Origin of the sequence: Paenibacillus xylanilyticus (assembly GCF_047246825.1) — a bacterium.
In the GTDB taxonomy this organism is placed as follows: domain Bacteria; phylum Bacillota; class Bacilli; order Paenibacillales; family Paenibacillaceae; genus Paenibacillus; species Paenibacillus xylanilyticus_B.
The window spans coordinates 589,000-610,408 of sequence record NZ_JBFOLB010000003.1 but is presented as its reverse complement, the minus strand read 5'-3'; the positions used below and the strand labels follow the sequence as shown (position 1 = coordinate 610,408).

Annotated in this window: 21 protein-coding genes; 15 read left to right on the top strand and 6 right to left on the bottom strand. The window is 46.0% G+C overall.

Annotated features, from left to right (window positions below; translation table 11 throughout):
- The first annotated feature begins 137 nt into the window (after window positions 1-137).
- Window positions 138-1,454, top strand: a complete 1,317-nt coding sequence (locus AB3N00_RS22065; protein WP_413036511.1) for an ATP-binding protein — start codon at window positions 138-140, stop codon at window positions 1,452-1,454.
- 62 nt (window positions 1,455-1,516) lie between these two features.
- Here the strand turns inward: AB3N00_RS22065 and AB3N00_RS22060 are convergent, their stop codons facing one another.
- Window positions 1,517-2,134, bottom strand: a complete 618-nt coding sequence (locus tag AB3N00_RS22060; RefSeq protein ID WP_413036510.1) for an NUDIX hydrolase — start codon at window positions 2,132-2,134, stop codon at window positions 1,517-1,519.
- Between the two features lie 202 nt (window positions 2,135-2,336).
- Here AB3N00_RS22060 and AB3N00_RS22055 point away from each other — a divergent pair, with 202 nt between their 5' ends.
- Genes AB3N00_RS22055 through AB3N00_RS22045 form a run of 3 tightly spaced genes read left to right on the top strand, consistent with a single transcriptional unit; the run spans window position 2,337 to window position 4,394 of the window.
- Window positions 2,337-2,705, top strand: coding sequence for a DUF4180 domain-containing protein (locus AB3N00_RS22055; protein WP_413036509.1), 369 nt, complete (start codon window positions 2,337-2,339; stop codon window positions 2,703-2,705).
- Between the two features lie 22 nt (window positions 2,706-2,727).
- Window positions 2,728-3,219: an SRPBCC family protein gene (locus tag AB3N00_RS22050; RefSeq protein WP_413036508.1), complete on the top strand. Its 492-nt coding sequence runs from the start codon at window positions 2,728-2,730 to the stop codon at window positions 3,217-3,219.
- 41 nt (window positions 3,220-3,260) lie between these two features.
- Window positions 3,261-4,394 (top strand): GDSL-type esterase/lipase family protein, encoded by a 1,134-nt coding sequence (locus AB3N00_RS22045; protein WP_413036612.1) that lies wholly within the window; start codon window positions 3,261-3,263, stop codon window positions 4,392-4,394.
- 81 nt (window positions 4,395-4,475) lie between these two features.
- Here AB3N00_RS22045 and AB3N00_RS22040 read toward each other — a convergent pair whose 3' ends face one another.
- Window positions 4,476-5,003, bottom strand: a complete 528-nt coding sequence (locus tag AB3N00_RS22040; protein WP_413036507.1) for a dihydrofolate reductase family protein — start codon at window positions 5,001-5,003, stop codon at window positions 4,476-4,478.
- Window positions 5,004-5,078: 75 nt separating this feature from the next.
- Here AB3N00_RS22040 and AB3N00_RS22035 point away from each other — a divergent pair, with 75 nt between their 5' ends.
- On the top strand, window positions 5,079-5,981 hold the full coding sequence (locus AB3N00_RS22035; RefSeq protein WP_413036506.1) for a helix-turn-helix transcriptional regulator: 903 nt from the start codon (window positions 5,079-5,081) through the stop codon (window positions 5,979-5,981).
- 348 nt (window positions 5,982-6,329) lie between these two features.
- Entirely contained in the window at window positions 6,330-6,596 is a 267-nt protein-coding gene (locus tag AB3N00_RS22030) for a CD3324 family protein (RefSeq protein ID WP_413036505.1), read from the top strand.
- 133 nt (window positions 6,597-6,729) lie between these two features.
- Here AB3N00_RS22030 and AB3N00_RS22025 read toward each other — a convergent pair whose 3' ends face one another.
- Entirely contained in the window at window positions 6,730-7,590 is an 861-nt protein-coding gene (locus AB3N00_RS22025) for a GNAT family N-acetyltransferase (protein ID WP_413036504.1), read from the bottom strand.
- Between the two features lie 268 nt (window positions 7,591-7,858).
- Here AB3N00_RS22025 and AB3N00_RS22020 point away from each other — a divergent pair, with 268 nt between their 5' ends.
- Entirely contained in the window at window positions 7,859-8,452 is a 594-nt protein-coding gene (locus AB3N00_RS22020; protein ID WP_413036503.1) for a hypothetical protein, read from the top strand.
- Window positions 8,453-8,717: 265 nt separating this feature from the next.
- Here the strand turns inward: AB3N00_RS22020 and AB3N00_RS22015 are convergent, their stop codons facing one another.
- Window positions 8,718-10,166, bottom strand: a complete 1,449-nt coding sequence (locus tag AB3N00_RS22015) for a DEAD/DEAH box helicase (protein ID WP_413036502.1) — start codon at window positions 10,164-10,166, stop codon at window positions 8,718-8,720.
- Window positions 10,167-10,694: 528 nt separating this feature from the next.
- Between AB3N00_RS22015 and AB3N00_RS22010 the strand changes: the two genes are divergently transcribed.
- Window positions 10,695-11,627, top strand: coding sequence for a macrolide 2'-phosphotransferase (locus AB3N00_RS22010; protein ID WP_413036501.1), 933 nt, complete (start codon window positions 10,695-10,697; stop codon window positions 11,625-11,627).
- 179 nt (window positions 11,628-11,806) lie between these two features.
- On the opposite strand, the gene AB3N00_RS22005 is transcribed toward AB3N00_RS22010, so the two are convergent.
- A complete protein-coding gene (locus tag AB3N00_RS22005; RefSeq protein WP_413036500.1) occupies window positions 11,807-12,994 on the bottom strand; it encodes an MFS transporter in 1,188 nt (395 codons plus the stop codon).
- A gap of 209 nt (window positions 12,995-13,203) precedes the next feature.
- Between AB3N00_RS22005 and AB3N00_RS22000 the strand changes: the two genes are divergently transcribed.
- Window positions 13,204-13,386: a hypothetical protein gene (locus AB3N00_RS22000; RefSeq protein WP_413036499.1), complete on the top strand. Its 183-nt coding sequence runs from the start codon at window positions 13,204-13,206 to the stop codon at window positions 13,384-13,386.
- A 242-nt stretch (window positions 13,387-13,628) separates the two neighbouring features.
- Here the strand turns inward: AB3N00_RS22000 and AB3N00_RS21995 are convergent, their stop codons facing one another.
- A complete protein-coding gene (locus tag AB3N00_RS21995; protein WP_413036498.1) occupies window positions 13,629-15,143 on the bottom strand; it encodes a leucine-rich repeat domain-containing protein in 1,515 nt (504 codons plus the stop codon).
- 311 nt (window positions 15,144-15,454) lie between these two features.
- Between AB3N00_RS21995 and AB3N00_RS21990 the strand changes: the two genes are divergently transcribed.
- The 6 genes from AB3N00_RS21990 (at window position 15,455) to AB3N00_RS21965 (ending at window position 21,291) form a co-directional block, all read left to right on the top strand.
- Window positions 15,455-16,345, top strand: coding sequence for a diacylglycerol/lipid kinase family protein (locus AB3N00_RS21990; RefSeq protein ID WP_413036497.1), 891 nt, complete (start codon window positions 15,455-15,457; stop codon window positions 16,343-16,345).
- A gap of 139 nt (window positions 16,346-16,484) precedes the next feature.
- Window positions 16,485-17,402 carry an aldo/keto reductase gene (locus AB3N00_RS21985; protein WP_413036496.1) on the top strand — a complete coding sequence of 306 codons (918 nt, stop codon included), beginning with the start codon at window positions 16,485-16,487 and terminating at the stop codon, window positions 17,400-17,402.
- A 244-nt stretch (window positions 17,403-17,646) separates the two neighbouring features.
- Window positions 17,647-19,059, top strand: a complete 1,413-nt coding sequence (locus AB3N00_RS21980) for a transcriptional regulator (protein WP_413036495.1) — start codon at window positions 17,647-17,649, stop codon at window positions 19,057-19,059.
- Window positions 19,060-19,343: 284 nt separating this feature from the next.
- Window positions 19,344-19,724 carry a GntR family transcriptional regulator gene (locus AB3N00_RS21975; protein ID WP_413036494.1) on the top strand — a complete coding sequence of 127 codons (381 nt, stop codon included), beginning with the start codon at window positions 19,344-19,346 and terminating at the stop codon, window positions 19,722-19,724.
- Window positions 19,721-20,596, top strand: coding sequence for an ATP-binding cassette domain-containing protein (locus AB3N00_RS21970; protein WP_413036493.1), 876 nt, complete (start codon window positions 19,721-19,723; stop codon window positions 20,594-20,596). The genes AB3N00_RS21975 and AB3N00_RS21970 overlap by 4 nt, the downstream gene beginning before the upstream one ends.
- Window positions 20,593-21,291 (top strand): hypothetical protein, encoded by a 699-nt coding sequence (locus tag AB3N00_RS21965; protein WP_413036492.1) that lies wholly within the window; start codon window positions 20,593-20,595, stop codon window positions 21,289-21,291. Before AB3N00_RS21970 ends, AB3N00_RS21965 begins: the two co-directional genes overlap by 4 nt.
- Window positions 21,292-21,409 lie beyond the last annotated feature (118 nt).

The following is a 21,409-nucleotide window of genomic DNA, read 5'->3' as shown; positions in this document are numbered from 1 at the left end:
ATATTTGGTTGTTAAGCAGGTTCATGGGCTGCTATATCGTAAATTTTCTAAAGATGAATCCGTATGTTACGATATACAACATTAGAGGCGCGAACTGTATTTGCAAGCGCTAATCGGGGTCATGGTAGGAGAAAGATATGCGTACTTGGTTTAAAAATGAAAATGTACAAATGGCGGCGATCGCTTTGGCTACGGCCATAGGTGCACAATTTAAGATTAATCCCTTCCAGGAAGATTATTTTCGAATCGGCTTGGGCGTAAGCATCCTATTGTTTCTGCTCATGATCATGCCTCATCTGTCTTATGTGAAGACGGGGATTCTGACGGGTTTTACGAGCTTTATTGTTCAATCTGTAGATTTGCTGTACGATGTGAATTCCATATCGGTTCTGGAAAGTTTGCATGACAATATTGGAGCGGGCATCTATTATATCGTGTTCTCCTATGGTCTTAGCAAGTTTAAGGACAGGTTTCATGAGATACAACCGCTTCTCCTGGGTGGCTTAATCACGTGTGTTGATTTTTCTTCCAATCTCGTGGAGCTTATCATTCGCGGCGTGTTGAATGGAACCAGTATCCTTGATATGAAAGAATGGCTGTATCTGCTCGTTGTGGGCGGGCTGCGCAGCTACTTTGTCAGCGGCCTGTATAACAGCCTTGCGGTAAGGCAGATGCGAGTACTGCATGCAGAGCAGGAGAAGCGGATGGAGCAGATGCTCAATGTTAACTCCGGCCTGTACGGCGAAGTCTTTTATCTGAAGAAATCGATGAAGACGATTGAAGGCATTACGGCTGACAGCTATGACCTGTATCGGGATCTCAGAGAGCAGGACATGAATCAATACAGCCACCGGACACTGGGGATTGCCCAGCAGATCCATGAGGTGAAGAAGGACTCACAGCGCATTTTGGCAGGACTGCTGAAGTTATACGATAGTGAAAAGGCGGTCAACATGAGCCTGTCAGAGGTTCTGAACTTCGCAACCAAAGGCAACCGTAAATATAGCGAGATGCTGAACAAAAGAATACAGATCGAGCTGGAGCAGCAGTATGATTGCGATTCCCCTTTTTACATTCCGCTACTAACCGTGATGAACAACCTGATCGCTAATGCAGTGGAAGCGATCGAGACCGAAGGGACCATTCGGATACAGGTATTGGAACAGGAAGAGGATGTGCAATTTATCGTTACGGACTCCGGCCAAGGTGTATCTGAAGCCAAACGAAATATTATTTTCGAACCTGGCTATACCACCAAATTCAATGAAGTAGGCATTGCAGCGACGGGCATCGGCTTATCCCATGTGCGCGATATTGTTCAATCTCTGGAAGGTCATATTACCATTGAATCTGTGGATCAAGGCGGAAGAGGGACGACCTTTGTTGTTTCTATCCCCAAAAGAAATCTGGTTAAAGGCGCGGAATTGGAGGATTCTTTCCACCGAGATGAATGAGGCAAGCTAAGATAGCGACTTTTCCTTGCAACGGAAGAATCGCTATTTTAGCATCAACATGTTCAGTCCAGAATGACTTCTTTGGCCGGATGATCAAGAAACTCAAACATGGTCTTTACCTGTTCTGGGGTATTCCTTTCCAACGAAAGTTCAGGCAGATCATGTCTTTCGAAGAATTGGACTGCGCTGGTTTCCACGCCAGTTTCCGCTTTTCCTCCTGTAATTTCGCATTGAATAAACATCTTGTATATATGATAAGGTTCGGGCGGATGATCATGAAATTTTTTGTCCAGTACAGCCAAAAGCCGTACGGGCGCAACATCGAATCCGGATTCTTCCTTGATTTCTTTCACAACTACTTCTGAAGGTGACAGGCCTATGTCGCTCCATCCCCCTGGCAAAGCCCACGCTCCATCGATTTTCTCCCGAACCAAAAGGATTTTATTTTCTTTGAAAACAACACCGCGAATATCTACTTTGGGTGTGGCGTAACCGGAATCACTTGCAAAGGTGAGTGATATCTTTTCCTTGTTTACAGAAGTATAGTTAGCCAGGATATCGACACTGATCCGTCTCAGTTCCTCGTAACGTTCGATATCGTATACATCTTTGCCATAGGTTAAACCGGTCTGTGCAATAGCCTGAATCTGTTTCGCCCATTCCAACCACTTCATGTCCATGTTATGATCCCTCTTTCTATAGGTAGCTACATAGGAAATAAATCCATTATAGCAGAGGAATCCCAGTGAATAATTACAAATAAGGGACAAAATTCAAGGAAGCTGGACCACAGAAAGAATAAATCTCGCTTAAAAATGCATTGCTTTTCATGAGCGGATTGCGAGATATTATAGAGAAATCAGAAACGAAGGAGTGTGTGAAATGAAAATTACGGTGGATCAACAGGGTACCTCCAAGGTTGCTATAATCGAGAGCGATGACATGATCATCAATAATGTGCAAGATGCACTGGATTTGATGGCTTCCGTGAATTATTCGAATGAAGCTTACAAGCTCATCATCGACAAATCGAATATTGTGGAAGCTTTTTTCGATCTGAAGACCAAGCTCGCGGGTGATATTCTGCAAAAGTACGTTAACTATCAGGTGAAGCTTGCCATCATTGGGGATTTCGACGGATACGACAGCAAAAGCCTGAAGGATTTCATCTATGAGTGCAATAACGGCAAACATGTTTTCTTCTTGAAAACCAAAGAGGAAGCGCTTCAAATCTTGCACGGCCTGAGTTAACCTGATTAGAGGAGGTCTACCTATGCTTGCTGAGTTGAAATTGGCCCCGAGCGGGGTTGTGGCCCGTTTCGAGCGTGAGTGGAAACATGATGTACAGAAGGTGTGGTCCTTTCTGACGGAGAACGACAAACTGTCCAAATGGTTCTCCGAATTGCAGATCGAGGATCTGCGAGAGGGTGGATTGGTCAAGTTTGATATGGGTGATGGAACGTTTGAGGAGATGAGAATCACACATTTTGAGCCGTACACCGTTCTTGCATATACCTGGGGAGAGGACGAAGTAAGATTCGAGCTCCAGCGAGCACAGGAGGGGTGCCAGCTCGTTCTGATGGAAACCATCCATAACATTACCAGTCACACGGCCAAAGATCTTGCCGGCTGGCATGTCTGTCTGGATGCAATCGGTGCGCTGCTGGATGAACATACACTGGAGTCGCGTGAAGATGAGTGGAAAACGTGGTACAAGAAATACCAAGATCATGTCGATTATTTTCAGAAAAATAGGCTTCAGTAGCCGTCCCTTTTGGGGTGGACAAAAACATGCTGGAGGAATGCATGGTGAGGGAGAATAACAAGCTGCAGGTGCATGCCCTGTCAGAGATTCAGAACCTGAAAGTGCATGGCAGAACGACAGGGCAACGGGCACCCTTAACGTTATTTTGGACAGGAAGTGCGATTGAACTCCAGGTCACAGGCTCCGAGCTTTGGGTTGAAGTGGAGTCCGACTATAATCTGTACGAACCATGGATCAGCATCCTGATCAATGGTGTCCCTGTGAGCAGGCAGATGCTCACGGAAGGACGATACTGGGTCTGTGTATTTCGGGGCATGAGCGAAGGAACAGTGAAAAATGTACGTATCGTTAAAGATGTGCAGGCGATGAGTGCTGACCCAGGTTGCTCGTTGCAGATTTATGCCGTTAAATCGGATGGAGCATTCCTGCCAGTGGCAGAGAAGCCATATAAGATAGAGTTTATTGGTGACAGTATTACATCTGGAGAAGGCGCAATAGGCGCCAAAGCGGAAGAAGACTGGATTCCGATGTGGTTCAGCGCCATACATAACTATACATTTAAGACAGCAGAGGCATTGGACGCAGACTACAGGGTGATCTCCCAGAGTGGTTGGGGCGTACTGACGAGCTGGGATAACAATCCGAATGGTAACATTCCTGCATATTATGAACAAGTCTGCGGTCTTCTCACTGGTGAGAAGAATCAGGAGCTCGGTGCCGGGGACAGGCATGATTTTGAGTCCTGGCAGCCGGATGTGGTTGTGATTAATCTCGGCAGTAACGATGGGGGTGCTTTCCATACACCTGAATGGAAAGATCCGATCACAGGTGAGGTATATAAGCAGCGTTTGAATGAAGACGGGAGCTATCACGAGGAGGATTTGACTGCTTTTGAGCATGCGGTGGACCATTTCCTGGTCAAACTTCGAAAGAGCAATCCAAAGGCACATCTAGTCTGGGCCTATGGCATGCTTGGATCTCCAATGATGCCTGCCATCTATCGTGCGGTTGATCGCTATACGAAGCGGACAAACGACCGGAAGGTTTCTGTTATACAGCTTCCTGATACGACGGAAGAGACCATAGGGGCTCGAACGCATCCGGGTGAATTGTCCCACCGACGAGCGGCGGAGACGTTAGTGGGTTACCTGCAAGGAATTCTGGCTGAAGTCTGAATATTAAATTTGCTCCCATAAGTCAAAGACCACCCTTAAGCCCTTCGGCAAAGCGTGGTCTTTTTCTTATCGGGATCTCTGTTATACCTGAACTTGATAACGGATGGATATGATCTGACCCAACGTCTGAGTCCCGATCATCTTCAGATGACTCGGTACGGTTCCCGTTGGAAATAAGGGGATGCCTTCACCAAGAATTTTGGGAATGATGGCAACCTCAATCTCATCCAGCAGCTGCTTTTCCAGAAAAGCCTGAACCAGTAGGCCGCCTCCAACAATCCATAGATCGTCATCGGACGCCTGTTTTAAACGGGGAATAAGGGTTTCTACGTACTCGGTCGTAAACTGTACATGTGGTGCGGGTGGTTGTTCCGAACGGGAGAGTACATATGTTGGCCGGTCTGCATACGGGAAATCCTCTGACAGCGTAAGCACTTCTTCATACGTGGACCGCCCCATGACTACCGTTCCGATCGTTTGATAAAATGCAGCGTACCCGTTATCTCCGCCATCGCCTTCCACATCAAACAGCCAATCCACTGAACCATCCCGTCTTGCAATGTAACCATCCAGACTCATCGCAATATACAGCACTACTTTATTGGACATTATTCATCGCTCCCTTCTGTTTCATATGATACACTTAAACTATGACAAATCTTGACGTAGTTAGGTGCTGAAATAATGAATAGTCGAAAACTCGCCATTATGAGATTGATGGATTCAAGAAAAAAATTTACGGCTCGTGAACTGGCAGAGCGATTTGATGTATCGGTCCGTACCATTCAGCGTGACCTGGATGCGCTGCAGGCGCTGGGTTTTCCTTTGTATACAGAGGTGGGTGTGAATGGCGGTTACCAGGTTTTGCCCAATCGAATTTTGCCGCCACTTCAACTTACACAGAACGAGGCACTGGGTCTGTTCATGATGATTGAATATTTGCAGCAGGTGCCGGATTTTCCGTATGGGTCGATGCGCGAGCATCTGGCAGAACAATATTTCTCCACGCTGCCGCAGGATGTACAGGATCTGATTGTGCGAATGAGGGAACATGTGACGTTTGTACAGCATCCGGGTGAGCACACAGAGACGTTAACGACTGAGATCTTGAATGCAGCCATAGATAAAAGAGAGATTGAATTTACGTATCATTCCCGGAACGGTTATAAAAAAACAGAGGCTTATCCCATTGGCATCTATTATGATGATGGATATTGGTACATGCCCGCTCGTCATAAGGAGCGCGTGTTGTTGTATCGCGTGGACCGTATGCAGCAGCTGAAATTGCTGGACTCCATAGATGAGTCGATTCCTAGTCTTCAAGCGTGGTTGAAGTCCGAAGATGACCGGAAGGGTGTAGAAGTGGTGCTGCAATTCACCCCGTTTGGGACGAGACTTGCGCATTCAGACGTGCTGTTCCATTCGATCCAAGGCAATGAATGGCGAGGGTTGGTTCCACCAGAGGAATTCCCGTTCACAGCCCGGAAGCTCCTTGCCTATGGTGCCGAAGTGAAGGTAATATCACCACCGGCATTGCAGCAAGCTGTCCGAGAGATGCTGGAGAAGAGTTTGAACCAGTATTCATGATGCCTATGGGGTGGCTGGCCTTCTCCGGACGATGAACAAGCCGGCGCATAAGAGGAGTGAAGGATCTGCCGGAATCGGGTAGTTTCGTTAAAAGGATATTCAATTGCACTTATCGAATGGTTAAGAGTGCAGATGAAGCAGCACCTATGCAGGAATGCCGGAATGGGGGGCTACCATGATTCGATTCATAAGAGGTTTCACGATCCGCTCTATGCAGAGTTCATGCGATGGACAACGGCGGTTGTTTGCATAGAGCCTTGATCTTTCTTCCGCCAGCATAAAAAAATTTATAAAAGTGCATCGTGTGACTCTGCTGCCTTAAAGACCAAATTTAAGGAGCGGAGCAACATGAAATATATAAATGCAGATGCCATTTTGCCAGAAGAATTATTGAAGGAAATACAACGACACATCCCAGGGGGATTGGTCTACATTCCGAAGCCCAAGGATGCGCACAAAAAGTGGGGCGAAAACTCAGGCAGCAGGATTGTTGTAAACAAGCGAAATGAACAGATTCGCCGCCTTTTCGCTGCAGGTGTGTCCATGGATGAACTAACCGGACAGTTCTTTTTATCCATCGACAGTATCAAGAAAATTGTGTATTCCAAAAGGTAAGGAAGACAAGCCACATTAGAGAAGTCTAATGTGGCTTTTTTGTGCAAAAGACGGTTGTCTCAAACCCTTGAGGAACAGCAGCGCAAAAAAGACCGTTTTCCTTGGTGGGAAAACAGCCTCGTTGCATCACTCGTCAGAAGCTTCCGATGAAATATTGATACTCTGAATTCACCTCGAAGCCAACACTGCGGTACAAATTCAGAGCACGTTCGTTTTCAGTAACAACGGACAAGCGAATATCCGTATATTTCTGCTTCAGAAGCAGTTCCACCAGCAGAGTCAGAACCTGACGCCCCAGCTTCTGGCCTTGGTATGCAGGCAGGATACAGAAGTTATGAATGAATGCGGTTGTCTCATTAATGGAATTGATTCGGATCAATCCAACAGGCAGCTCATCCTTCCAGGCCACATAGGTTACCCGGCTGGGTTCTGCCGTTTGTGTGAAATAGTCACGCGTCCATTCCTCCGAATCCCCAAAGGCCTGAGCTGAGCAGGTGACCATAAATTCAAAATCCTGTGCTTCGGCAACAGACAAGGTGAGCTCAAGTTGTCCGACATCCGGGAACGATGTGTTCACAAGCTGCATCGAATACTCCGAACGATCATGAACAGCCCCAAGCGACTGAGCGGTACGAAGCCCAGAGGGTAAGCTCTGAGGTACGCGATAGCTGAGCCGGTTAATTCCCTGTGGCTTCATATCTGCAATGGCACGCATCAGTAATTTGCGAAAAACACCTTTGCGGCGATCATGCGGATGCACAATGGCATTGATATTTCCGGTTACACCGTCAGAGGGATACCAACTTAGGAGTCCAACCAGTTTGCCTTCCTGATAACATAGGAGAGCGTGGTCTCCATCTTTTTTGCTGATATGATCAAGGTCTGCCTTCAGATGAATGGAATCGAGCTGTTTACATTGTTGTTCAAGTAAAATAATCGAATGAATCTGTTCCTTGGAATCATATATCATGGGAACGATTTGATATGTTGACATGGCATTCACACCTTCACGGGTGAAGGAAATACGCAGTTATTGGGCCAGCAGGCGCTATCCTTCAAAAATGGGTCCAGACGTCATGATTGTGTTTAGCATAGTTATCCCTCCAAATCACTTCACGTCGACTATAACACACCCTATTATGGAGAACCAGCTTTATGCAACCGGATCCGTAATTCTTTCGAATGTGTCAAAACACTGGACATTTTAACCAAATAAAGGTGATAATTGAAAGTAATGAAGATACGAAAGGGTTTGATCAGCTATGCGTAAGTTAGTCTGTGTTATGAGTGCGGTGCTACTCTCATCGGCAATGATCATGGGGTGTACGGAATCCGAGACGATCGATCGTGCTCAAGAAACAACAACTCCAACCAATGAGCCGAGTATGGAGACAAACCAGAAAGCTACGGCCCAGGATGAACAAAAGGCTCTGGAGATGTCATTGGAGTATAAAAAAACGGAATTGACTGTGGATTACGCGGATTATGAAGATACACTAACTGTGGAGGGAGTCTTGGCCAAAGGGGAGACGATAAAGCCATTTTTGACGGAGAAGAACTATGAGTCCTATATGGCTAATCGGTATGCAACGTTACCCTTACTTGTGGCAGACAAGGAAAAGGCTCTACTGCATCCGGAAAATATGCTAGTTGAGATCAAAGAGAGCAAGAACGATTGGATCCTCGTAGAATACAGACTGAATCTGGTCTTTACAGATCGCGAAGGCAAACAGTTGAAAAACATACCGTTATCAGGTGATATCACCTTTTTACAGGACCAAGGAGAATGGCGCATTCAGGATGACACCTATAATATCAAAGAACTGCAAAATATCGCTTATGAGGTAAAAGAGTAGCATGATACGATGCGACCAAGACTATAAAGGCTGCAATCTCGGACCATAGTTCTGAGAAGCAGCCTTTTGACTATTGTGGGATTGTACGAATCAGATAAGAAATCACATCTTCAAATTAGAAATATAGACTACCAGTGGAAAGAGTACTCGAATGACATTGCAGCACTTGTACAGGGAATGTCACCAATCCCGGACAGTAAAAATCAGTAAGAGGGAGCGCCGCATGGCACTCCCTCTTAAACTCCGGTCAATATATTTACTGAGCTTACGCGTTTTTACCTTTACGAACCTTCAGCTGTTTTCCCTTGACCGTTGTATTTTGCATCATTTGCAGCACGAGCGGGCCTTTGCCGTTCAGAATCTCCACATCGGTTACATTATCGAGAATGGTAATAATCCCGATATCATCGGCGGTGACGCCTTCCAGTTTGGCAATGGTACCCACAAAGTCCACGGCACGGAGTTTCTTCTTCTTGCCGCCATTGAAATTCAGCTTCATGATCTGCTGGTTCAGCTGCTCGCGCTTGTCCTTTTTGCGTTCAGGTACAATTTTCAGACGCTTCTCGAATTCTTCCCTGGAGCGATCAACGGTCTCCTCGGTAGGTGCTGGAACAACCGGGATTTCGAATCCGATATAGGATTCAATCTCGGCCAGACGTCTGCCATCCTTCGGGGTAACGAGCGTAATGGCTTTACCCGTCTTGCCAGCGCGTCCCGTACGGCCTGTGCGATGCACATAGCTCTCTTTTTCCAGCGGAATATCATAGTTGATGACATGGGTGATATTCGTGATATCAATCCCTCGCGCAGCTACATCGGTTGCGACCAAATAACGGAACTGGCCTCTTCGGAATGCATTCATCACTTCGATCCGTTCATCCTGCTCCATGCCCCCGTGGATCCGATCTGCTGGATAGTCCAGGTCAGCCATGACCCGGAACAGTTTATCCACGTTCTCTTGCGTACGGCAGAACACAATACAGCTGTCCGGATTCTCCACAATGAACAGGTCCTGAAGTACAGCGGTTTTGTTGACTTCGGACACACGAACAACCTCATGTTCTATTGTTGCTGTCGTGAGACCACTTGCTTTAATTTCAATCTCTGCCGGATTGTTCATGTATTTGCGTGAGAGACGGGCAACATCCTCAGGGAACGTAGCGGAAAACAACATCGTCACACGCTCGCGAGGCAAGGCCTGAATAATGGCCTGTACTGTCTCGATAAAGCCCATATTTAGCATTTCATCGGCCTCGTCGATCACGAGATAGGCAATGCGTTCAAGCGGCAATGTGCCGCGTTCGATATGGTCCAGCACACGTCCCGGTGTTCCTACAGCGACATGTGTTCTTTGTTTTAACTCTGCCTTCTGGATATGGAAAGGAGACTGTCCGTATAGTGCAGTAGATTTGATACGCTTATAGCGTCCAATATTGGTGATGTCTTCGTTTACCTGCAAGGCCAGTTCCCGGGTTGGTGTGAGAATCAATGCCTGAGGTTTGTTTTCATTCCATTCCACCAGTTCACAGACCGGAATGCCATAGGCGGCCGTTTTACCGCTACCTGTCTGGGATTTGACCACAAGGTCCTTATTCTCCAGAGCTACCGGAATGACTTCAGTCTGAACCTCGGTTGGAGTTTCATAACCCAGGCTGTCCAGTGCTCTGACAATTTCTTCACTAAGTTTATAATCTTTAAATTGTTGCTGGCTCATCGTTAACCTCTTTTGCGTTAGTTTTGAATACAGGAGCGTAGTGCATCAATCCAGGAAGTGTATCCCAATCAGTGGGAAATGGATTGAAGACAAACGCTTATATACAAGCATTGCACCGTACATATATCGTATACCCTATTCATTATACTCTATATGCACCGAGGTTAACGGAGCAATTGATTGGAATGCAAAATAATCCATTACATGCTGGAACCAGGAATTGGAATGTGTTACCATGGGAGTAACTTACTGAACGGAGGGATACGTGTGGTAAATTTTTTCCGATTGAGATAGTAGCGAAACGCTTGTTTGCGCTTGCTGTTGTACTGCCTGTGTGCAGATCATCGGGAGAAGTTTGCCTATTTACACGTATGCCGTTATGGTAGTGGACACTCTTGCGTGAGAGTGGTTCTTTGATGTACCACTACTGAGACTGCACACATCTAGGTATGCCCCTATTCCGAGATCAAGGCACAGGCAGAAATGTCTGTGTTTTTTATTTTTCCAAGGAACAGGGGAGGTTTGGATATGACAAAGTCATATGAACAGGTGGATTTTACACAGGATATATGGTTGCTGGCAGAACAAAACGGACTTCGAATCCGTAAGGAATCGATGGAAATCAATGAGTCCGGGATGGATTTCAGGGTGGCCTTCGCTACGGATGAGGACGGACAAAAGTGGGTTCTGCGCCAGCCGCGACGTGACGACGTATGGGAGCGTGCCGAGAATGAGGGTAAAGTGCTGGACGTGGTCCGGGGAAGTATTCCGGCGCAGGTACCGGACTGGCGAATCTGCACGCCCGAACTGATCGCTTATCCACTATTGGATGGCGACCCGATTGCCGTGGTAGATCCTGCTGGCGCAGGATACGCATGGCGCTTCCCGCAGGAGACTTTGTCTGACGAGTTCCTGGATTCACTGGCTGCTGCACTTGCCGCATTGCACAACATTGATCCTGAGAAGGCGGCCAAGGGCGGAGTTCGGATCAAGACGCCTATGGAAGCTCGCAAAGAGTTTGCGGCAAATATAGAGGAGATTAAAAAGAATTTTACGGTACCGGATCAACTTGCGGAACGCTGGACGGTGTGGCTGTCTGTAGGCAGCTATTGGCCGAAGCACTCGACGTTTAATCACGGTGATCTGCACCCACCGCATATCATTGTCGATGATACACAGCGGGTAACCGGGCTCATTGACTGGACGGAAGCGGAGATCGCTGATCCGGGTAAGGATTTTGTAATCCTTTATGGACTTTTCCAAGATGATGGGCTGCGCGATCTGCTGAAGCGATACGAGAAGGCAGGGGGAAGGACATGGCCTCAGATGTTTGAGCATATTCGGGAACAGTGGGCTGCTTACCCGGCACTGGTTGCCAAATTTGCCCTCACCACAGGGGAAGAGTCAACGATGGAAATGGCAAGAGCCATGCTGGCAAACTGGAATGTGAGTCGGGATTGAGCTTAGCCAGGGTGTGAACCTGAGTACGTCAAGTGAGGGAGATCCAGAACGTGTCAGAACGCTAAAGGGTTCCATACATGAGGGTAGTTTCTGTAACATCCGTAAAATGACGTGAACATGAAAAAGGCGATCCCAACCATGATATCCATGGTGAGTATCGCCTTTTGCTGTTGTATGCTTCATTGGACATGTGTTTGACTTATCGAAGAAATGCGGGAGGAGAATTTAATTTTAATCCCAATCAATATAAAGGCAATTAGTGCAAACAGGATACCGCACCAGATCAGTTGATGTATCCCCAGGTTCGCAATGAACCATCCACCAATGGCAGTGCCCAAGGTAATACCGAGATTGGAAAAGGAAACAAACAGACTGTTGCCGAATTCAGGTGCCTCCTGTGCTTCCGTGGTTAACCATATTTGGCTGACAATCAATCCTCCGGAATGAACGGCTGCCCAGATAATGATCACCATAACCATCCACACGAAGTGACTACCAGCCCAGTAGACGAGCGTGTAAGCTGCCATATACAACAGGGGAAAGATGAGAACGGTACGGACGATGCTTTTCCGCAGAAACTGTCCAAACCCCAAATTTCCTATAATCATGACAACACCAAAAATAGTGAGCATAACGCTAATCCATGATCCGCTCATCCGGGTGACCTGTCCAAGATATTCGGCAAAATAGCTATACACGGAGAACATGGCTGAGAATATGAAAATGACTGCAGCAATATTTAGCCATAAACCAGGTTTGCGCAGAATACCGAGCTGCCTGCCAGAAGACATTTTTTCCCGAACGGGCATTGAGGGAAGCCAAACCCATATGCCGACAAACGCGATCAGGCTGACCACTGCCCCGAAAAGGAAGGCGACTTCGAGAGACAGGCGCTCCGCGAGATAGGATGTCAGTGGCACGCCAAATGCAAAGCCGGCCGTAACGCCGGTGAAAACTTTGGCGACAGCCTGGCTACTTTTCTCTGCAGGAACGAGTTTGGCACTTGTTACGAGAGCAACAGAAAAGAAGACAGGATGAAATAGTGCAGGAATGATTCGGAAAACGAGCATCATATCAAACGTTGTAGCGTAGGCATATACGATGTTCGAGATGGCAAACATCAACACAGCCGCCAAAAGGGTGATCTTTCGATTGATGCCGGATGCCAGCAAGGTCAGGAATGGGCCTGCAATTGCTACGACCAGTGCAAATATGCTCACCAGCCAGCCTGCCTGTGCCGCCGAGATACCAAATCTTTGGGCAACCTGAGGCAATACCCCGATAATCCCCATCTCCGTTGTAATAATACCGAATACACCCAAAGCCAGGATCAGGATAAGCAGCGGGTTGACCTGTTGTGATTTCATTTTAAAGCGTACCTCCAATGAATTTAAATATACAGAAAAATAGATATATTATCTCGAAAATGATTATTTCCCCTTCTGTAGAATAAGTCTGCTGTGAGGGTAAGTTCACTGGATTACATTATATCTAGATTTATAGATTTGTAAATACATAGGCTAAAAATGACCTTTGGTAATGTCATCATGAATGGCTTTCCGCAGGGGCGATAGGTTTGGATAAAGAAGACGGAAAAGTAGCGCTGACCCCCGGAGAATACCGGATCATGGTGCTACTTTTTCAGCATTTTTCACTGTGGTTAATGGGTTTGAATCACACTGTTGTTGAAGGAGTCAGCCTCCAGCTCGACCTGAACCGTCCCCCCTTCGTATGCCAGACAGGTCACGGCTGTCCTTGAACGGATTGTTGATCACAATGACAAGACGATTGTCCTGATTTCGGAATGCTACCGATCTGCCACTCCAGGCTCTGGACAGACCAAGATGAAGTTCGTAGGGTTTCTAATCGCCGAATGATTATATTAATTTGTTTTAATGTAATAGGAGTTAGATCGTCAGCGTCCAAACCGTTAGAAAATAAGCCTTCCTTATGTATTTTGTACGATAAATACACTAAGGAAGGCTTTGTTATTGGAACATTCTAGGACGGCAGATTATTGTCTATCTGTCTATTTTCAAAAATCAGAATCGTTTTGCTTCTTCCGATATAACCGACAGTGCTGTTGAGCTGCTCCGAAACGAAGCGCACAGGCACGAATGCTGTACCGCTTACTATCAACAAGGGTGCATCATTCATCATGAGTGAATCATCCACAATCACCTGCTTGTTGCCAGCAGTCCAGCGGATGATTTTATCGCCTTGTGTGATCTCGGCTTCTCCCTTGCTCTGATCCCAGTTTACACGGGCATTCAGTTGCTCGGACACAAACCGCAGGGGTACATAGGTACGTCCTTCATGGATAAAAGGTGCGGCTTCCAGTGCATACGTGCGATCGCCGACGTAAGCTGTGGTGGACCCTTCAATCAGGCGTTGGAAATGGCCCTGCGGAGTACGTTTCTGCTCCCGCACATTCATTTGGTTAAGCAGGCTCATCGTATTACTGCCATTCGATACATCCAGGTAGTTGTTCTGTACAGTTAATCCTGCTGCTTCTGCTTCATTGGTTGTAGGTTGTACGCCAGAAGACAGAGAGGCAGAAGCAGAGATATCCTGCACGGCATTCATCGGGTTCTCCCGTGTAAAAGTAAATCCGGCAATCGGTGTCAGATCCCATACCCGGTTGTTCGCGAGCTTCAGCACTTCCAACCTGTTTAGTTGACGTAGTGGCTCCAGATCGTAGATCTGATTGGATTCGGCATTGAGCTCGGTTAACCTCACCAGTCCTTCAATCGCCTTAATGTGCTGGATCTGGTTACCCGAGATGTCGAGTGCCCGAAGACGCGTCATATGCTCCAGTGGGGTCAGGTCGGAAATCCCGTTGCCTGCCACGTTTAATTCCAACAGTGTGTTCGGCAGATCGGCCAGCACATCGAGTGATTGAATCCGGTTGTTTGCTACATTAAGCTGCTGCAGCCCGGATAGGTTCGCCACAGGAGTCAGATCTGTAATCTCGTTGTTGGAGATCTCCAGCCACTTCAGATCATCGATATCAGACAAAGCGGAGAGACTGTAAATCTGATTGCCGCTGGCATAAAACGTATGTAAACGGGTGAATCCACGAACCACTTCTATGGAAGATATGGAATTGTTGCTGATGTACAGCCGTCCAAGTTCTTTCAATTCAGCGAGTGCATCGATGGAAGTTATGTAATTGTTGCGTACGTCAATTTCCCGAAGCTGGCTTAGATGCTGCAGTGGTGTCAGATCGTCAATCTCATTGCCGTATAGGCGGAGGTGGGTCAGGTTAGTCGCATATTCCAGTCCCGATAAACTATGAATGCCTGCATTACTCAGGTCAACAACGGTAAGCTGCTCCAGATCGGTGGAGGTCAGGGGTGAATCTACAGGTTTGTTCAAGATCAGTTTCAATCCGTTCTCCAGTGCAGGGTCTTCAATGATGCCTTTGCCTGAGTCCACTGTTGCGTAGGCCGAGGCTTGACCGGAAGCCCCGATACTCAGAATGAATATTAGTAGTAATAGCGTCACTCTTCTCATTGCGTGAATTCCCTCCGATAATCAAAATTCTTCTCGTTTCTATGTAGATCCAATGAATAGTAAAGGTCAGTTACGATCAGGAATACATCATCAACATTTCTCTAGTTATTAACCCGTCAGCAGATAAAAGGAACAAGAAATTCAGGGACAGCTGACAACCCTACATCTATTCTATATGAAACAAGCCTCTATCTGTACTCCTTCAGGTGATCTTTTCCAAAAAAAATGGAGTCTTACTGGGTACCTTATTCAACTTCACCCCGGAAGGGGTATAAATGAAGTAAATATGCAGGTGGAGGGGAGAGGCGGTTATGCGTCAAGCCATGATTATTAGCAATCCGTCATCGGGAAAAGAAGAGGCACAGCAGTACGTGTCCCAAGTTCAAGCCATTTTGGAATCACAGCAGTTTGAAGTGACGGTTAATGAAACAGCCGGGGAAGGGGATGCAACCAGCTATTGTTTGGATGCCTGCCTAGGTGGCTGTGATCTGGTCATATCCATCGGCGGAGATGGCACACTTCATGAGACCATTAATGGCATGATGGATCAGGATCATCGTCCCAGGCTTGGTATCGTGCCACTGGGCACAGTGAATGATTTTGCACGTGCGCTCCATCTCTCTCTCGATCCCCAAAAAGCCATTCAGCAGCTCGGTTCAGACCAGATGCGCCGGGTGGATCTGGGCAGAATCAATGATCGTCTCTTCGCCAATGTCGTAGCAGCAGGCTCTTTGGCCGAAGCATTGTCTTCCGTGTCATCGGAAGAGAAGTCGAAGCTGGGCTCACTGGCCTATCTGAAGGAAGGTTTGAAGGATCTTGTGAACTCACCCGCCTATCCCCTGAAGATTGAACATGACGGGTTGACGTGGGAAGGTGATTCTCCTTTGTTTCTCGCGGCACTGACCAACTCGGTTGGAGGATTTGAGAAGCTGTCTCCGGATGCAGTGGTGGATGATGGACTGATTCATTGTTTTGTGATCCGCAACATCAGTGTGTTTAACAGCCTGACACTGGGAACCTCCTTGTTGTTCGGGCATCTGAAGGACCATAAAGACGTCGACTATTTTACGGCAAAAGAAGTTCGGGTCAGCTCCAGCGGAACCGTTCGCACCAATGTGGATGGGGAAGAGGGCCCGGCTTTGCCTATTCGGATCAGTGTCCTGCCTCAACATATTGAAGTCATTGTGCCTGAAGAACGGTAAGACTGCCGAAGGATAAAAAACGACCATTTTTCCATATAAGATGTCTAAAAATCCATTGAAACCGATTGCAGATCTGTGTCACAATCAAAGCTGGAAGACAAGTATATACCAATCTATCCGAATATGGAGGGGAATCACCTTGAGAACAATAAAACTTGGCAGCAGCTCACTCGAAGTTCCAGTTGTAGCCGTAGGCTGCATGCGCATCAACTCACTCAGCAGCAAAGAGGCAGAACAATTTGTTCATTCCGCTATGGAGGTAGGTGCAAACTTCTTCGACCATGCTGATATTTATGGAAACGGGGCATGCGAAGAGATTTTTGCTGAGGCGGTACAGATGAATCCCCAGGTTCGTGAAAATATGATTCTTCAATCCAAATGTGGTATCCGCAAGGGCATGTTTGATTTCTCCAAAGAGCACATCCTGAACTCAGTGGATGGTATCCTGCATCGTCTGAAAACCGAGTACCTTGATGTTCTGCTGCTGCACCGTCCGGATGCACTGGTAGAACCGGAAGAAGTAGCTGAGGCGTTTGATCAGTTGGAGCGCGAAGGTAAAGTACGCCACTTCGGGGTATCCAACCAGAATCCGAATCAGATTGAGCTGTTAAAAAAATACGTGAAACAGCCGCTGGTAGCCAACCAGCTGCAGCTGAGTATTACGAATACAACGATGATCTCCAGCGGAATCAACGTGAACATGGAGAACGATGCAGCTGTGAATCGTGATGGCAGCATTTTGGATTATTGCCGTTTGCACGATATCACCATTCAGCCATGGTCCCCGTTCCAATACGGATTCTTCGAAGGTGTATTCCTGGGCAGCGACAAGTTCCCTGAACTGAATGCCAAGATCGATGAGATCGCAGCCAAATATGATGTGAGCAATACCACCATCGCAATTGCCTGGCTGCTGCGTCACCCGGCCCATATGCAGCCTGTGACAGGCACAATGAATATTGAGCGCCTTAGAGATTGTGTCAAAGCCGGTGATGTTCACCTTACACGTCAGGAATGGTACGAAATCTATCGTGCTGCCGGCAACATCCTGCCTTAATTAAGTTTCAAAAGTAGAGCGGCAGAATCTCTGTATTATATGAAAACACGAGCATCCATTCGGCTCGTGTTTTTTGTTTTTTTCCTGATTTGCTGCCCGTTCAATCCCGGTATAAAATAAGGATACCGAGGTTTGTTGTTTTAAAAGGATTAAATTGTAATTAATACAAATTAGTTGAATTTATTATATTGACCCATTCTTTCCGATTACATATAATTACTTTTGCATACCGTTAATCCTGTATATGGCTTTTATTTTGGAGGGTGGTGTTCGTTTGGAGCCGACAACCACGATACGCGATCATTTAGAGAGTTATTTGAAGCGCGAGCAGATGTCCATTAGTCTTTTTTCGGAAACGTCAGGAATTAATTCGGGTACGCTTAGTAATATATTGAACAAGAACCGCCCGATCGCGATGCAGCAGTTGGATCGAATCACTTCAGCTATGAAACTTGAAGAGGGTTACTTCTATGAATTGTATATAGATGAGTGTTTCGTCCATGCCACCCCTGACTGGCGAAGACTGGGCCCCTTCCTTCATCGTTGTGCTGAGCTAGATAAGTTAAACTGTATTGAAGAGGTTATCCAATTAATGATGGATAATCTATCTTATATTCCGTTGTTATTTGATTTGGCTGAGGAGTTCTACCACGAAGGTAGATTTAAACCGGCCATTCTTTTGTATGAAACCATTGCTGAGAGTGAGAAAATGCAGCATTCGGAGCGTCTCGCTCTATGTCAGTATCGTCTCTTCAAATTGGGACTGACCAATGACCAGCAAAGAAACCTGATCATCGCCGCCAAGTTCGAATATTATGTAGATCGTCTGGACGAGCGTTATCAGCTGGACGCTCTGAATGAGCTAATTAATGCTTTTGCTTCTCTACACCGATGGAATAAGGTTCAGGAGCTTTCCGAGAAATTGAAGGTGAAAGCCACTATCCATTATGAATTGAATGGGAGAAGGAAACAGGAAGAAACGAAAAGACCAATTGTCTTTTATATCATGTATGCTTACTTGGCTTCAGGGAGCGCGCACTTTCATCTAAATGATTATAAAAATGCTTTGTATTTTGTTTCCTTATATACGGATTATAGTTGGGTAAAAGATCCGGATGAACAAGAAATGGTTGTTATTAATCAGTTTCAGGAATGGGCTGAAGGGAATCGTTATATATATCAATTGATGGCTGGGCAGTTCGAGGTACTCCCTGATTATTTGGAGTACATATCAACTAAAGAAAACGAAATTTTTCCTGCGTTGTGCGATATTGTTACTGCAGCTAACCGCTATGATATCAATATTGATTTTGTACTTGAGCAATACAAGTCATACATCACGTATCAGGAACAGAGTAACCGAATTGGAAAAGTGAGCAAACAGGTCACGGATGATCGGTACGTTCGTCTTTTAGCGGGATTAGGCACCTATTACCTTAAGAAAAATGAGTTTGCTAAAGGGCTGGATTTTGTTCTCAATAGTATAAGGTTTTCTATTGAAATTAGTGATGGACGAGGTATGCTTAGAGGTGTCGGACTATTTGAGCAGTATAGGGATTATGCGACCGACACAGCTGTACAGCTGTACAAAACTTTGATTAGTGAGGTGCAGAAACTCAATGAAGAGAAAGCTGTCTTTGCTGATAGTTACATGTAGCATTGTGGTGAGCATCATAGCTCCAGTCCCTGAACCTGTTGCAGACAATGATGTCCCTAACCCTGCAATTATGAAAACAACAGACCATGGATTGGGAACCTAATTTACAGAATCAGAACGCTTCTGAATATTCATTCAGAGGCGTTTTTTTGCATGTGTGTGAAAACCAAATCAGAAAAATGCAATTATAGGCTATTCGGCTATTTACTTTTGGATTTCCATGTACTATAGTTAGTTACACAAGTAACTAACCAATTAACCTAAATAACGAAAGTTGGATTGGCATGAAATCAACTTTGGATGAATCTCAGCCCATATTCCATCAGATTGCCATGATGATTATGGACGATATTGTGGAAGGCAGATTACAAGCGGAGGAGCAGGTTCCATCGACCAATGAGCTCTCGCGGTTCTACAATATCAATCCTGCAACAGCACGCAAGGGGCTGCAGGAGCTTGTGGACAGAGGAATGATATACAAACAGCGAGGTGTTGGAATGTTTGTCGCCAAAGGGGCAAGAGATGCACTGCTTATCGAGCGAAAACAGCATTTTTACGAAGAATATATTAAGCCATTGCTCGAGGAAGCCAGACGGATTCACATGAATGAAGACATGATTATTGATCTGATTAAGGGCAAGAGAGATAAGGAGAGTGAGTCATGATTCGTTTTGATCAGGTAAGCTATGGTTATCATCAGACGCCCGTTTTGAACAATATTACATTACATGAAAATGAGCCGGTTATTAGTGCGATCTGGGGGAGGAATGGCGCCGGAAAAACAACACTTATGAGCTTGCTTGCAGGGCATAACCGTCCTGATGGCGGCCGTATTCAAGTGATGGGGGAAGACCCGTATAATAATTTGGCTGCTCAGAAACATCTTTGCTACATTCAGGAGAATCATCCTCTAGGCAGGAACTGGACGATGAACGACTTGGTACGATTCGGGCAGTACTTCCATCCCCAGTGGAATCAGGAATTCGCGGAGCGATTGATCGATCTATTTGAATTGCCGTCCAAAAAAAAGATCGTCAAATTTTCCAAAGGCATGAAAACGGCTGCCCAGATGATTCTTGGCCTTGCAAGCTATGCTGATATTACCATTCTGGATGAGCCGACCAATGGACTTGATGCCGAGAAACGCAAATATTTCTACAATGCTTTACTGGAAAGTTATGAAGATCATCCCCGTTTGTTTCTGATTTCTACGCATCATATTGAGGAGATTCAGCCCTTATGTGAGTCACTCATTGTGCTCCACCAAGGTGATGTGATGTATCATCAGCAGATGGAAGAGATACGTGAGAGAGGAGTTCTACTAACAGGGTTAATTGGTGATATAGATCAAGTCACCAAAGGTGAGAAAATCATTGAATCTGCACAACTTGGCTCAACCAAGAAAGTGATGATTGATGCTTCATACTCCAGAGAATGGAAGGATATTGCGCAAGCAAATGGTCTTTCCATCGAGAAAGCAACACTGCAGGACTATCTGGTCAATCTGACCCGGAAACACGAGGAGGTTAAAGGATGAACTCCGTAAAAGGAACAAATCGACTGATTCTGGATGATATGGGTTGGTATTTAAAAATATTTTCATACATTACCCTTATGCTTACTGTAGTATATCTGGCAATTGGATTCATATTTGATGTTGCGTACAGCACACAATTGCTTGGTCCGATGTATGGAGGGATTTGTGCTTTTGCCGTAGCGGGAATCATTACTTTGTATCCCGTTGCGATCAGTTTGGGCAGTACACGAATTCAGTTCCTGAAATCTTTTTATGTTATCTCGGCCTGGATGGTTGTGGGAGCCATGGCTATTCTGAATGTGATCTATCTCATCATGTATCTTCTCCAGGAATATGGATCTCTTGGCGTAACCTTTTACCAACTAGGCATGCTGTACTCCAAAGAGTATCATTTTATCTCCTATCTGTGGATCGACCTGATGACTGGTTTTCTCGTGCTGGGATTGTCGATCTTTTTAACCGTCTGCTGGATAAGACTGGGGATGCGCAATTTTCTGATCTTGTTCTTCGGGTTGACTGTGGTCCTTACGTTGGCCGTTGTTCTGTCTGACCTCAGCGTGTGGGTGCAGTGGTTTACGAGTGTCAACTGGTTAGCTTTGTTTACTGTCACAGGAGTGATTGGTTGGGCTCTAATTCTATGCACCTATCCCATGATGAAGAATGCTCCGCTTACGATGAAAGGCAGAAAAGATTGAGGGTTAACAGGTTTTCTTAAGGATGACCTTGTTGGCTAATATGGATACAAACAAACACGAGTGCATCCGTGCCTCGTGTTTTTCTGTGTTTTTAAACCATCATGGACACTGAAACTTA